12 protein-coding genes are annotated in these 13,455 nt (G+C 70.2%); 9 read left to right on the top strand and 3 right to left on the bottom strand.

What is annotated here, in order from left to right:
* The first annotated feature begins 244 nt into the window (after nt 1-244).
* Nucleotides 245-1,750: a type VII secretion integral membrane protein EccD gene (gene eccD, locus ACFYO5_RS31660; RefSeq protein ID WP_356561792.1), complete on the top strand. Its 1,506-nt coding sequence runs from the start codon at nt 245-247 to the stop codon at nt 1,748-1,750.
* 569 nt (nt 1,751-2,319) lie between these two features.
* Here the strand turns inward: eccD and ACFYO5_RS31655 are convergent.
* Entirely contained in the window at nt 2,320-2,613 is a 294-nt protein-coding gene (locus tag ACFYO5_RS31655) for a DUF397 domain-containing protein (RefSeq protein WP_356561790.1), read from the bottom strand.
* 325 nt (nt 2,614-2,938) lie between these two features.
* Between ACFYO5_RS31655 and rpsO the strand changes: the two genes are divergently transcribed.
* The 5 genes from rpsO (at nt 2,939) to ACFYO5_RS31630 (ending at nt 8,373) form a co-directional block, all read left to right on the top strand.
* Nucleotides 2,939-3,226 carry a 30S ribosomal protein S15 gene (rpsO, locus tag ACFYO5_RS31650; protein ID WP_073494901.1) on the top strand — a complete coding sequence of 96 codons (288 nt, stop codon included), beginning with the start codon at nt 2,939-2,941 and terminating at the stop codon, nt 3,224-3,226.
* 293 nt (nt 3,227-3,519) lie between these two features.
* Nucleotides 3,520-5,739, top strand: a complete 2,220-nt coding sequence (locus ACFYO5_RS31645; protein ID WP_356561789.1) for a polyribonucleotide nucleotidyltransferase — start codon at nt 3,520-3,522, stop codon at nt 5,737-5,739.
* Nucleotides 5,736-7,115, top strand: coding sequence for a M16 family metallopeptidase (locus ACFYO5_RS31640; RefSeq protein WP_388715362.1), 1,380 nt, complete (start codon nt 5,736-5,738; stop codon nt 7,113-7,115). Before ACFYO5_RS31645 ends, ACFYO5_RS31640 begins: the two co-directional genes overlap by 4 nt.
* 33 nt (nt 7,116-7,148) lie before the next feature.
* Nucleotides 7,149-7,901 (top strand): 4-hydroxy-tetrahydrodipicolinate reductase, encoded by a 753-nt coding sequence (gene dapB / locus ACFYO5_RS31635; RefSeq protein ID WP_388715359.1) that lies wholly within the window; start codon nt 7,149-7,151, stop codon nt 7,899-7,901.
* 13 nt (nt 7,902-7,914) lie between these two features.
* The gene (locus ACFYO5_RS31630; protein ID WP_356561784.1) at nt 7,915-8,373 is read left to right on the top strand and encodes a hypothetical protein; all 459 of its coding nucleotides are present in this window, start codon (nt 7,915-7,917) and stop codon (nt 8,371-8,373) included.
* Between the two features lie 60 nt (nt 8,374-8,433).
* On the opposite strand, the gene ACFYO5_RS31625 is transcribed toward ACFYO5_RS31630, so the two are convergent.
* Nucleotides 8,434-8,988: a hypothetical protein gene (locus tag ACFYO5_RS31625; RefSeq protein ID WP_388715355.1), complete on the bottom strand. Its 555-nt coding sequence runs from the start codon at nt 8,986-8,988 to the stop codon at nt 8,434-8,436.
* Between the two features lie 89 nt (nt 8,989-9,077).
* Complete coding sequence (locus ACFYO5_RS31620; RefSeq protein WP_388715352.1) at nt 9,078-9,314, bottom strand: hypothetical protein; 237 nt, start codon at nt 9,312-9,314, stop codon at nt 9,078-9,080.
* A gap of 227 nt (nt 9,315-9,541) precedes the next feature.
* Here ACFYO5_RS31620 and thyX point away from each other — a divergent pair, with 227 nt between their 5' ends.
* The 3 genes from thyX to ACFYO5_RS31605 all read left to right on the top strand — a co-directional run bounded on the left by thyX (nt 9,542) and on the right by ACFYO5_RS31605 (nt 13,187).
* Nucleotides 9,542-10,282: an FAD-dependent thymidylate synthase gene (thyX, locus tag ACFYO5_RS31615; protein ID WP_356561779.1), complete on the top strand. Its 741-nt coding sequence runs from the start codon at nt 9,542-9,544 to the stop codon at nt 10,280-10,282.
* 192 nt (nt 10,283-10,474) lie between these two features.
* Entirely contained in the window at nt 10,475-11,374 is a 900-nt protein-coding gene (gene dapA / locus ACFYO5_RS31610; RefSeq protein ID WP_356561777.1) for a 4-hydroxy-tetrahydrodipicolinate synthase, read from the top strand.
* 127 nt (nt 11,375-11,501) lie between these two features.
* A complete protein-coding gene (locus ACFYO5_RS31605; RefSeq protein WP_388715347.1) occupies nt 11,502-13,187 on the top strand; it encodes a ribonuclease J in 1,686 nt (561 codons plus the stop codon).
* Nucleotides 13,188-13,455: the final 268 nt, after the last annotated feature.

Genomic DNA, 13,455 nt, shown 5'->3' with positions numbered 1-13,455 from the left:
CGTGATCCTACTGACTTCTGATGCGACGAGGGGGCGGTAGGGTGCCGGATGTTCGCGTGAGCACATGCGAGTCGGTCCGGGAGAGCCGGGACATTCCGTGAGATCCGGAACGGTTCGGCGCTCTCCGGCCGCCCGACGGCGCCGGTGTCGCCGCCCGGCAGGACCCACCGGTCCCACGCGGCACGACAGGACCCGGAAATTTTCACACCGCCGACGCGGAACCATCACTGAGGGGGAGCAGCAGGTGAGCATCACGGCCTCCGCGGCAGCCACTGGGGGAGGGCAGGGACCGGGCGTCGCCTCCGGCACGGGCCTCGGCTTCTGCCGGGTCACCATCGTCGCGCCCGACAGCCGGATCGACGTGGCGCTGCCCGACGACATCCCGGTCGTCGACATCTATCCGGAGATCCTCCGGCTCTCCCGGCAGAGCCCTGCCGAGGGCGCCCCGGTCGGCTACCACCTGGTACGCCGGGACGGCACCGTCCTCGACGGCTCCCGCTCGTTCGCGGCCCAGCACATCCTCGACGGCGAACTCCTCACCCTGCGCCCCTTCTCCGAGTCGCTGCCGCCGGCCGTCTTCGACGACGTCTCCGAGGCGGTCGCCGCGGCCGTGACCCGCGAGCACGCCCTGTGGGGCGGCCACCTGACCCGTGCCGCGGGCCTCGTCGGGGGAGGCGTCCTGCCGGCCCTGCTGGCCTTCGTGGCCTGGACGGGCGACCCGCGCCACGACATGCACTCACTGCCCGGCGTCCTCGCCGCCGTCGTCGGCGTCCTCCTGGTCGCCCTGGCCTGCGTCCGCGCCCGCGTCTACGACGACCGGCCCTCGGCCATCGCCCTCGGACTCGGCGCGCTGCCCAACGTCGGCGTGGCCGGCTCGGGTCTCCTCGAACTCGCCGACGGCCAGGGCATCGGCAAGCTCCAGTTCCTCCTCGCCTGCGCGGCGGTACTGCTGGCGGCGGTGCTCCTCACCCTGTGCTCACCGGGCGGGGACGGCCCCTTCGTCGCCTTCGTCGTGGCGTCCGGCGCCGGACTTGCGGCGGTGTTCGCGGCGATCCTCGCGCACTGGACGCCGTCCGAGACCGCGGCTCTGTGCGCCCCCGTGGCGGTGGGCGCGCTCGCCTTCCTGCCGGGTCTGTCCATGCGCTTCGCCCGGCTCCCGATCGGCTTCGACACCCCCGACACCACCCGGCGCAGCGCGTACGGCGCCGATCCCGCCCCGCAGGAGCCGGTCGACGTCGAGCGGATCACCGCCCAGGCCCGCCGCGGCCACGAACTCCTCGTCGGTCTGGTCGGCGGCTGTGCCCTCATCGCGGTCGGCGCCTGCGCGGTCCTGGGGTTCTCCGACGACATCTGGGCCCAGCTGCTCGCCCTGGCCGTGGGCATCGCCCTGCTGATGCGCGCCCACCTGTTCCGCTACACCGCGCAGGTCGCCCCCGTCCTCGCCGCCGGCCTCGCGGGCCTCGTGCTGCTGGGCCTGGGCCTGGCGCTCAACCCGCCGCTGTCGGTCTTCCGCGACGCCCTCACGGGGGACCGCACCGACCTCGACATCCGGACGATCTGGCTGGTCGCGGCGATCGCGGCGGCGTCCGCGCTGGTCACCGCGATCGGTCTGATCGGCTCACGCGGCGGTCTCACGCCGTTCTGGGGACGGTTCACGGAGATCGCGGAGGGCTTCGTCCTGCTCACCCTGGTGCCGCTGGCCCTGGCCGTCTTCGACGTCTACGCGGCGGCCCGCGCGATGACGAGCTGACGAGCTGACGATCTGGTCGTCGTCCCGGACCTGTGACCGGCGAGGGACGCCGACCGGCCGCCCGTTCCTGGGCGTCAAGAAAGCCGACGGCCTCGCCGCCGGCTTTCGCCGAAGCCGACACACCTGCTCCTCGGCCTCCGGAGCACCGCGGCCTCCGGAGCACCGCGGCCTCCGGAGCACCGCGGCGAAAACGACGCCGAACGAGCCGTGTGAAGGTGAGCTGAAGGAGCCGCACCAAGCGGCCACGCGCGCGTGGCGGCCGGCGACGGCCGACCGCCACTGCGTCTACTGCGGACCGCCACGGCGTCTACTGCGGACGCCACGGCACCTACTGCGCACTGCCACGGCGTCCACCGCGGAGGCCCACTGCGTCTACCGGGGGATCACCCACCGCGCCACCGGACCGCCTACTGCGCCCACCGGAGACCGGCGGACCGCAACAGCGCGCACCCCGCGGACCGCTACCGCGCCCACCGGAGATCATCTACCGCGCCACCGGACCGCCTACCGCGCCCACCGGAGACGCCTACCGCCCCCCACCGGACCGCCCGCAGCGCGCCTCCGACCGCCTACTGCGCCGCCAGCCCGCCGTTGTGCGGCGCCGGCTCCAGGTCGAACTCGCCGTCCCGCGCGCCCAGGACGAAGGCCCGCCACTCCGCCTCCGTGTAGCGCAGCACGGTGTCGGGGTCCAGCGACGAACGCATCGCCACGGCACCGGCGGGGAGGTAGGCGATCTCCACCCGCTCCTCGTGCTCCTCCGTACCGGGCGCGCTGTGCCACTCGACGCCGGAGATGTCGAGGGCGTACAGCTCGTCCCTCTCCCGCTCCTTGCGCGCCTTGGTCTCCTCTGCCGTCTCCGCCATGTCGCAGCGACCCCTTCCGACGTAGGGAAGAACAACGCTCGTTCCCGGGCGAACAACGTTGCTTCCTCAAAGAACGCTCCGAGCGCTCACCCTAGTGGCCCTCCGGGCGCCGCCTCGGCGGTTCGCGGACCGCGGTGAAGGCGCCCGCCACCTCCTGGTACCCTGATGGACGGACGTTTGTGTACGCACCCCCGGATCGCCCTCAGGAACCCTGACGGCCCTGGAGGCCGCGCCCAGCGCATCCCCGCCTCCCGAGTAACGGAAGCTCCCCCGAGACACAGACCGGGGGCACTCGGTGGCCCACCACAGACTACGAGGAGTACGCGTGTCGCTCGACGCCGCTACGAAGAAGCAGATCATCGGCGAGTTCGGCCAGAAGGAGGGCGACACCGGCTCCCCCGAGGTCCAGGTCGCCATGCTCTCCCGTCGGATCTCCGACCTGACCGAGCACCTCAAGACGCACAAGCACGACCACCACTCCCGTCGTGGTCTGCTCATCCTGGTCGGTCAGCGCCGCCGGCTGCTGCAGTACCTGGCCAAGAAGGACATCCAGCGCTTCCGTGCCCTGGTCGACCGCCTCGGCATCCGCCGCGGTGCGGCCGGCGCCAAGTAGCACGCATGAAGGGAGCGGTTCCCGTCAGCATCGGGGACCGCTCCCTTTGCCGTACGTACGCGAACGTGCGGAGTGTCACCCACGCTTTGTAGTGTGGTAGCAGAACGAAATACGCACGACACGGACGAGGAGGGGCGCACGTAGCCGCCGCCGGTCCTCGGTAGTGGCCCCCGGGGGGAAGCGATCCCCGGGTGCTTCGATCGAAGACCGGCCCGCACCGCACGGAGCGCCTCTCCGCCACCGTCCCCCTGCCACACGGGCAGTCCAGGGACGAGGACGAGGAGAAAACACTAGTGGAGAACGAGACCCACTACGCCGAAGCCGTCATCGACAACGGCACTTTCGGCACCCGCACCATCCGCTTCGAGACGGGCCGTCTGGCCCGCCAGGCCGCCGGCTCGGCCGTGGCCTACCTGGACGACGACACCATGGTGCTGTCGGCCACCACCGCCTCGAAGAACCCCAAGGACCAGCTCGACTTCTTCCCCCTGACGGTGGACGTCGAGGAGCGGATGTACGCCGCCGGCAAGATCCCCGGCAGCTTCTTCCGCCGTGAGGGCCGTCCCTCCGAGGACGCCGTTCTCACCTGCCGCCTGATCGACCGCCCGCTGCGTCCGTCCTTCAAGAAGGGCCTTCGCAACGAGATCCAGGTCGTCGCCACGATCATGGCGCTCAACCCCGACCACCTGTACGACGTCGTGGCGATCAACGCCGCCTCCGCGTCCACGCAGCTGGCCGGTCTGCCCTTCTCCGGCCCGATCGGCGGCGTCCGCGTCGCGCTGATCCGCGGCCAGTGGGTCGCCTTCCCGACGCACACCGAGCTGGAGGACGCCGTCTTCGACATGGTCGTCGCCGGCCGCGTCCTGGAGGACGGCGACGTCGCGATCATGATGGTCGAGGCCGAGGCCACCGAGAAGACCATCAAGCTGATCGAGGGCGGCGCCGAGGCGCCGACCGAAGAGGTCGTCGCCTCCGGTCTGGACGCCGCGAAGCCCTTCATCAAGGTGCTCTGCAGGGCCCAGGCCGACCTCGCCGCCAAGGCCGCCAAGCCGACCGGCGAGTTCCCGATCTTCCTCGACCACCAGGACGACGTCCTGGAGGCGCTGTCCGCCGCCGTCCGCCCGGAGCTGTCCGCCGCGCTGACCATCGCGGGCAAGCAGGACCGCGAGGCCGAGCTGGACCGCGTCAAGGCGCTCGCCGCCGAGAAGCTCCTGCCGGAGTTCGAGGGCCGCGAGAAGGAGATCTCCGCCGCGTACCGCTCGCTCACCAAGCAGCTGGTCCGCGAGCGCGTGATCAAGGAGAAGAAGCGCATCGACGGCCGTGGCGTCACGGACATCCGTACGCTCGCCGCCGAGGTCGAGGCCATCCCGCGCGTGCACGGTTCCGCGCTGTTCGAGCGTGGCGAGACCCAGATCCTGGGCGTCACCACCCTCAACATGCTCCGCATGGAGCAGCAGCTGGACACCCTCTCCCCGGTGACCCGCAAGCGGTACATGCACAACTACAACTTCCCGCCGTACTCCGTCGGCGAGACCGGCCGCGTCGGCTCCCCGAAGCGCCGCGAGATCGGCCACGGCGCGCTCGCCGAGCGCGCCATCGTGCCGGTCCTGCCGACGCGCGAGGAGTTCCCCTACGCGATCCGTCAGGTGTCCGAGGCCCTCGGCTCCAACGGCTCGACGTCCATGGGCTCGGTCTGCGCCTCCACCATGTCGCTGCTGAACGCCGGTGTGCCCCTCAAGGCCCCCGTCGCCGGTATCGCCATGGGCCTGATCTCCCAGGAGATCAACGGCGAGACGCACTACGTCGCCCTCACCGACATCCTCGGTGCGGAGGACGCCTTCGGCGACATGGACTTCAAGGTCGCCGGCACCAAGGAGTTCGTGACCGCCCTCCAGCTCGACACGAAGCTGGACGGCATCCCCGCCTCCGTCCTGGCCGCCGCCCTCAAGCAGGCCCGTGACGCCCGCCTCCACATCCTCGACGTGATGATGGAAGCGATCGACACGCCGGACGAGATGTCCCCCAACGCCCCGCGGATCATCACCGTCAAGATCCCCGTGGACAAGATCGGCGAGGTCATCGGCCCCAAGGGCAAGATGATCAACCAGATCCAGGAGGACACCGGCGCCGACATCACGATCGAGGACGACGGCACGATTTACATCGGCGCCGTCGACGGCCCGTCCGCCGAGGCGGCCCGCGCCACGATCAACTCGATCGCCAACCCGACCATGCCGGAGGTCGGCGAGCGCTACCTGGGCACCGTCGTGAAGACGACGACCTTCGGCGCGTTCGTGTCGCTGCTCCCGGGCAAGGACGGTCTGCTGCACATCTCGCAGATCCGCAAGCTCGCCGGTGGCAAGCGCGTGGAGAACGTCGAGGACGTCCTGGCCGTGGGCTCCAAGGTCCAGGTCGAGATCGCCGAGATCGACTCCCGTGGCAAGCTCTCCCTGATCCCCGTGATCGAGGGCGAAGCGTCCGACGACGACCAGAAGGACGACGCCGAGCAGTGACGTCCCGTAGCTCCCAGGTGACGGCCCGCCCCTCTTCGGAGGCGCGGGCCGTCGCCCGTACCCAAACCCTCATCAAGGGCGAGAACGGCATCGGCACGGTCCGCAAGACCACCCTCCCGGGCGGCCTGCGCATCGTCACCGAGACGCTCCCCTCGGTCCGCTCCGCCACCTTCGGCATCTGGGCACACGTCGGCTCCCGCGACGAGACCCCGGCACTGAACGGCGCCACCCACTACCTCGAGCACCTGCTGTTCAAGGGCACCCGCCGCAGATCCGCGCTCGACATCTCCTCCGCCCTCGACGCGGTCGGCGGTGAGATGAACGCCTTCACGGCGAAGGAGTACACGTGCTACTACGCGCGCGTGCTCGACGCCGACCTGCCGCTCGCCATCGACGTCGTCAGCGACATGCTGACCGGCTCCCTGATCCGCGAGGAGGACGTCGACGTCGAGCGCGGCGCGATCCTCGAAGAGATCGCCATGACCGAGGACGACCCCGGCGACGGCGTGCACGACCTGTTCGCGCACACCATGTTCGGCGACAACGCCCTCGGCCGCCCGGTCCTCGGTACGGTCGACACGGTCAACGCCCTCACCGCCGACCGCATCCGCCGCTTCTACAAGAAGCACTACGACCCCACCCACCTGGTGGTCGCCGCCGCGGGCAACATCGACCACAACAAGGTCGTACGGCAGGTCCGCGCCGCCTTCGAGAAGGCCGGCGCGCTGAAGGAGACCGACGCCGCCCCCATCGCCCCGCGCGACGGACGGCGCACCATCCGCACCGCGGGCCGCGTCGAACTGATCGGCCGCAAGACCGAACAGGCGCACGTCGTCCTCGGCATGCCCGGCCTGCCCCGCACCGACGAGCGCCGCTGGGCCCTCGGCGTGCTGAACACCGCCCTCGGCGGCGGCATGTCCTCCAGACTCTTCCAGGAGGTCCGGGAGAAGCGCGGCCTGGCCTACAGCGTCTACTCGTACACCTCCGGCTTCGCCGACTGCGGACTGTTCGGCGTGTACGCCGGCTGCCGGCCCAGCCAGGTGCACGACGTGCTGAAGATCTGCCGCGACGAACTCGACACCGTCGCCGAGCACGGCCTGTCCGACGAGGAGATCGGCCGCGCCATCGGCCAGCTCCGCGGCTCCACCGTCCTCGGCCTGGAGGACACCGGCGCGCTCATGAACCGCATCGGCAAGAGCGAGCTGTGCTGGGGCGAGCAGATGTCGGTCGACTCCATGCTGGCCCGGATCGCGGCGGTGACCCCGGACGAGGTCCGCGAGGTGGCCCGCGACATCCTGGGGCAGCGGCCGTCGCTGTCGGTCATCGGCCCGCTCAAGGACAAGCAGGCGGCCCGACTGCACGAGGCCGTCGCCTAACCCCTCCCGTCAGTTCCCGTAAGGAAGCAACAGATGAGCAAGCTGCGCGTGGCGGTTCTCGGCGCCAAGGGCCGCATCGGCGCCGAGGCGGTCCGGGCGGTCGAGGCCGCCGAGGACATGGAGCTGGTGGCCGCCCTCGGCCGCGGCGACAGGCTGGAGACGCTGACCGAGACCGGCGCCCAGGTCGCGGTGGAGCTGACCACCCCGGCCTCGGTGATGGACAACCTCGACTACTGCGTACGGCACGGCATCCACGCCGTCGTCGGCACCACCGGCTGGACCGAGGAACGCCTCGCGCGGCTGACCGGCCTGCTGGAGCGGTCCCCGGAGACGGGCGTGCTCATCGCGCCGAACTTCTCCATCGGGGCCGTACTGACCATGAGGTTCGCGCAGATCGCGGCGCCCTGGTTCGAGTCGGTCGAGGTCGTCGAGCTGCACCACCCCAACAAGGTGGACGCCCCCTCCGGCACCGCCACGCGCACCGCCCAGCTCATCGCCGAGGCCCGCCGCGCCGCCGGCTCCGCCCCGGCCCCGGACGCCACGGTGACGGCCCTGGAGGGGGCCCGCGGCGCGAACGTCGACGGCGTGCCGGTGCACGCCGTCCGGCTGCGCGGCCTGCTGGCCCACCAGGAGGTCCTGCTGGGCGGTGAGGGCGAGACCCTGACCGTCCGCCACGACTCCCTGCACCACAGCAGCTTCATGCCGGGCATCCTGCTGGGGACCCGCCGGGTGGTGACGACTCCGGGCCTGACCTTCGGCCTGGAGCACTTCCTGGACCTGAACTGAGCCCCTGACAACGATGCGCGCGAAGCTCTCCTACGCCCTCACGGCCGCCGTCCTGGTCTTCTACTTCCTCCTGGCCGGCAGCCGGGGCGTCATGCTCATCCAGTCCGGCACGCTCCTCACCGTCACCTTCGGCGTGGCGGTGCTCATCCTGCCGGTCATCGGCGTCTGGTTCCTGTGGAAGAACACCCAGTTCGTCCGCAGGGCCAACCAGCTCGCCGCCGAACTCGACGCCGAGGGCGGCCTGCCCGTCGACGACCTGAAGCGCACCCCCAGCGGCCGCGTCGACCGTGACTCGGCCGACGAGGTCTTCGCCCGGCGCAAGGCCGAGACGGAAGCCGCTCCCGACGACTGGCGCACCTGGTTCCGGCTCGCCGTCGCCTACCACGACGCCCGGGACACCCCGCGCGCCCGCAAGGCGATGCAACGCGCCATCAGTCTGCACGGCGGCCCCCGGCACCCGGCCTCCTCCTGAGACCGCACGTGAGGGGGCCCGGTCCGCACACCGCCGGACCGGGCCCCCTCACGTGCGCTCTCAGGCCGGGCGGTACTCGTCCGCCCACGCCTCCACGGAGTCCGCGGCCCGGTCGAACGCCTCCGGTCGCGCCAGGAAGTCGGCCCCGTGCGTGGTCAGCAACGGCACAGCGCCCTCGGCGGCCCGGTCCTGGTGTACGACGGTCAGCGCCTGGCCCTGCACGGTCCGGGGCAGCCCCATCCACCGGACCGGCTGCTGCACGGTCCGCACGGCCACGACCCGGTTCCAGGCGAGCGTCCGCGTGACGAGGAAGGTCACCTTCCGTACGCCGCGCGAACTCACCCACACCCCCATCCGCAGCAGCCGCAGCGCGCCGGCGATCACCAGCAGCGACACTCCGAAGATGATCCCGGCCTCGGAGACCGAGCCGGTCAACGCGATGACCACCGCCGCGAACAGCACGTACGACGCGAGCAGCAGGCAGAGCGCGGCCGCCGCCACCCGCCACGGGCCGGGCCGGTAGGGCCGCCGCCAGTGCTCACGGTCGTCGAAGGGCAGCGTGACGTCGTCCGCTGCCTCGAATGGGCGGTCGGCCGTCAGGAAGGGCAGGGGCACGGCTGGTCCTCACTCGTCCATGCGTGGGCTGTGCCGGTGAGGCTATCCGCCTGTGCCCCCGCTCACCACCTTCGGGGCCCCGGATGGAGTCAGCGGCCCTGCGAGGCCTGTGACTGCCTGGGCGGAGCGGAGTGATCCGGGTCCAGCGCCGGCATCCCGACGACCAGCGAGCCCACCAACCCGGCCACGATGGTGAGCCCCAGGAGCCAGCGCCCGGCCGTCTCCGCGAAGGAGGGCCGCTCGGGGGGCGGGGGAGTGACATTGCTACGGAACGTGTCGGCCTCGGCGAGGAAGGCGAAGGGTACGGGCTCGCGCCGGCGGGACATGGTGGGTACTTCCTCCTGGAAGACGTCGAGCGGACTCGGTCACGACAGCCACGACCGGTGCGGTCGTCACCGATCCAGCCGTCACCGATACAGACGAGCGAGTGCCCGAAAACGTGCCCCATATCGGCAGACGTCCCGCACGATGCGCGCGACGCCGGTGCACTTCCGGCCCAGCGACCCCCGTAAAGTTGGCGCCGCTCCGAAGACGCGATGGAAGGACCCCGAACGTGACCCCCACCCCCGACGACGAGGCCAAGATCGAACTCCGGAGCGACGTCACCGTCGAACTGGTCAAGCACACCGCGTCCGACGCCGACGTGCTGTTCGCCGCCCGCGTCTCGACCGCCGGTGAGCAGTCCCTGGACGAGCTGAAGAAGGATCCCGAGCGCTCCAAGGGCCTGATCAACTACCTGATGCGGGACCGCCACGGCAGCCCCTTCGAGCACAACTCGATGACCTTCTTCATCAGCGCCCCGATCTTCGTCTTCCGCGAGTTCATGCGCCACCGCGCGGGCTGGTCCTACAACGAGGAGTCGGGCCGGTACCGGGAGCTCCAGCCGGTCTTCTACGTCCCGGACGCCTCCCGCAAGCTCGTGCAGCAGGGCCGCCCCGGCAAGTACGTCTTCGTGGAGGGCAGCGAGGACCAGCAGAACCTGGTCAACCGCACGATGGACGATTCGTACCGCCAGGCCTATTCGGCCTATCAGGAGATGCTCGCCGCCGGCGTCGCCCGCGAGGTGGCCCGCGCCGTGCTCCCGGTCGGCCTGTTCTCCTCGATGTACGCCACCTGCAACGCCCGCTCCCTGATGCACTTCCTCGGCCTGCGCACCCAGCACGAACTGGCCAAGGTCCCGTCCTTCCCGCAGCGGGAGATCGAGATGGTCGGCGAGAAGATGGAGGCCGAGTGGGCGAAGCTCATGCCCCTCACCTACGCGGCCTTCAACGCCAACGGCAGGGTGGCCCCGTAACGGAGACGTATGTGCGGATCATCCGCGCGAAGTGTCCGTATTGCGGCATTTGGAGAAGTTCATCTAGCCTGATCAAACGGACCCGGCACTGCTTGAACCCCCGAGCAGGCAGTGCCGGGCTCCGCATGTGTCACCACTTGTCGCCTGCCCCGAGGGCAGACCCCACCCTGAGCAACGAGTAGCGTGTTCCCCATGGCTCCGACCTCCACTCCGCAGACCCCCTTCGGGCGGGTCCTCACCGCCATGGTCACGCCCTTCACGGCGGACGGCGCGCTCGACCTCGACGGCGCACAGCGGCTCGCCACCCACCTGGTGGACGCCGGCAACGACGGTCTGATCGTCAACGGCACCACGGGCGAGTCCCCCACCACCAGCGACGCGGAGAAATCGGACCTGGTACGAGCCGTCCTGGAGGCCGTCGGAGACCGGGCCCACGTCGTGGCCGGAGTCGGCACCAACGACACCCACCACAGTGTCGAGCTGGCGCGCGCGGCGCAGCGGACCGGCGCACACGGCCTGCTCGTGGTCACGCCGTACTACAACAAGCCTCCGCAGGAGGGCCTGTACCGGCACTTCACGACGGTCGCCGACGCCACCGAGCTGCCGGTCATGCTGTACGACATCCCCGGCCGCAGCGGCGTCCCGATCAGCACCGAGACGCTGGTACGCCTGGCGGAGCACCCGCGGATCGTCGCCAACAAGGACGCCAAGGGCGACCTCGGCCGCGCGAGCTGGGCCATCGCCCGCTCGCGCCTGGCCTGGTACTCCGGCGACGACATGCTGAACCTGCCGCTGCTCTCCGTGGGCGCGGTCGGCTTCGTCTCCGTCGTCGGTCACGTCGTCACTCCGGACCTGCGCGCCCTCGTGGACGCGTTCACCGCCGGTGACGTCCAGAAGGCCGCGGAGATCCACCAGAAGCTGCTGCCGGTCTACACGGGCATGTTCCGCACCCAGGGCGTCATGACCACCAAGGCCGCACTCACCCTGCAGGGCCTGCCCGCGGGCCCACTGCGGCCGCCCATGGTGGAGCTCACCGCGGACGAGGTCGCCCAGCTCAAGATCGATCTTGCCGCCGGCGGGGTACAGCTCTGACATCGGACTTCACAACTGAATACGGCAGGCCACCGGTGCCTGCGCACATCGATAACTGCTTCTGCACGAACGTCACGAGCGCCACGTGCCCGACCGGTACGTGGCGCGCGTGTTTGAGGAGAGTCTTTTGAGTCATCCGCACCCTGAACTGGGCCCGCCTCCGCCGCTCCCGAAGGGAGGCCTGCGGGTCACCCCACTCGGCGGCCTCGGCGAGATCGGCCGCAACATGACGGTCTTCGAGTACGGCGGTCGCCTGCTGATCGTCGACTGCGGAGTGCTCTTCCCCGAGGAGGAGCAGCCCGGAATCGACCTGATCCTGCCGGACTTCACGTCCATCCGGGACCGCCTCGACGACATCGAGGGCATCGTCCTCACCCATGGCCACGAGGACCACATCGGTGGCATCCCCTATCTCCTGCGGGAGAAGCCGGACATCCCGCTGATCGGCTCCAAGCTGACCCTCGCCCTCATCGAGGCCAAGCTCCAGGAGCACCGCATCCGTCCGTACACCCTTGAGGTGGCGGAGGGACACCGTGAGCGCATCGGGCCGTTCGACTGCGAGTTCGTCGCGGTCAACCACTCCATCCCGGACGCTCTCGCGGTCGCCATCCGCACCCCGGCCGGCATGGTGGTCCACACGGGCGACTTCAAGATGGACCAGCTCCCGCTGGACAACCGCCTCACGGACCTCCACGCGTTCGCCCGGCTCAGCGAGGAAGGCATCGACCTTCTCCTCTCCGACTCGACGAACGCGGAGGTCCCGGGCTTCGTCCCGCCCGAGCGGGACATCTCCAACGTCCTGCGCACGGTCTTCGCGAACGCCGACAAGCGGATCATCGTGGCGAGCTTCGCCAGTCACGTCCACCGCATCCAGCAGATCCTCGACGCGGCGCACGAGTACGGCCGCAGGGTCGCCTTCGTCGGCCGTTCGATGGTCCGCAACATGGGCATCGCCCGCGATCTCGGCTACCTGAAGGTGCCGCCGGGCCTGGTGGTGGACGTCCGCACGCTCGACGACCTCCCGGACCACGAGGTGGTCCTGGTCTGTACGGGCTCCCAGGGTGAACCGATGGCCGCCCTGTCCCGCATGGCCAACCGCGACCACCAGATCCGCATCGTCGACGGCGACACCGTGATCCTGGCGTCGTCGCTCATCCCCGGCAACGAGAACGCGGTCTACCGCGTGATCAACGGCCTGACCCGCTGGGGCGCGAACGTCATCCACAAGGGCAACGCCAAGGTGCACGTCTCGGGCCACGCGTCCGCGGGCGAGCTCCTGTACTTCTACAACATCTGCCGCCCGAAGAACCTGATGCCGGTCCACGGCGAGTGGCGTCACCTGCGCGCCAACGCCGAGCTGGGCGCCCTGACCGGCGTCCCGCACGACCGGATCGTCATCGCCGAGGACGGCGTCGTGGTCGACCTCATCGAGGGCAAGGCCAAGATCTCCGGCAAGGTGCAGGCGGGATACGTCTACGTCGACGGCCTCTCGGTCGGCGATGTCGGCGAGCCGGCGCTGAAGGACCGGAAGATCCTCGGCGACGAGGGCATCATCTCGGTCTTCCTGGTCGTGGACTCCTCGACCGGCAAGATCACCGCGGGACCGCACATCCAGGCCCGTGGTTCGGGTATCGACGACTCCGCCTTCGGAGCCGTCGTGCCGAAGATCAACGAGGTCCTCGAACGCTCGGCCCAGGACGGGGTCGTCGAGCCCCGCCAGTTGCAGCAACTCATCCGCCGCACCCTGGGCAAGTGGGTCTCCGACACCTACCGGCGCAGACCGATGATCCTCCCGGTGGTCGTGGAGGTCTGACCCCACCGACGACCCCCTCGGGGGCGTCAACCTGGAGCGGGGCTCCCCGATTTGCATCGGGGCACCCCGCTCCAGTACGTTTACGGCTCCGCCTGAACGGGAACCACCGACGCCTCGTGCGTCGGACCGGTGACCGGAAGGGGCCGGGAAAACCGACTCAGAACTTCTGATAAAGTCGGAACCGCCGGAAAGGAAACCGCGAAACAAAAGCGGGAACCTGGAAAGCACCGAGGAAATCGGAACCGGAAACGGTCTGATAGAGTCGGAA

The organism is Streptomyces sp. NPDC006259, from assembly GCF_042870975.1.
Taxonomy (GTDB): domain Bacteria; phylum Actinomycetota; class Actinomycetes; order Streptomycetales; family Streptomycetaceae; genus Streptomyces.
The sequence above is the reverse complement of the archived record's forward strand: the minus strand, read 5'-3'. Positions and strand labels throughout refer to the sequence as shown.

Coding starts and splice junctions, on each gene's coding strand:
- ACFYO5_RS31655 (WP_356561790.1), bottom strand. CDS start 2,613: ATGGCGGAGACGGCAGAGGAGACCAAGGCGCGCAAGGAGCGGGAGAGG.
- dapB (WP_388715359.1), top strand. CDS start 7,149: ATGAGCAAGCTGCGCGTGGCGGTTCTCGGCGCCAAGGGCCGCATCGGC.
- ACFYO5_RS31630 (WP_356561784.1), top strand. CDS start 7,915: ATGCGCGCGAAGCTCTCCTACGCCCTCACGGCCGCCGTCCTGGTCTTC.
- ACFYO5_RS31620 (WP_388715352.1), bottom strand. CDS start 9,314: ATGTCCCGCCGGCGCGAGCCCGTACCCTTCGCCTTCCTCGCCGAGGCC.
- dapA (WP_356561777.1), top strand. CDS start 10,475: ATGGCTCCGACCTCCACTCCGCAGACCCCCTTCGGGCGGGTCCTCACC.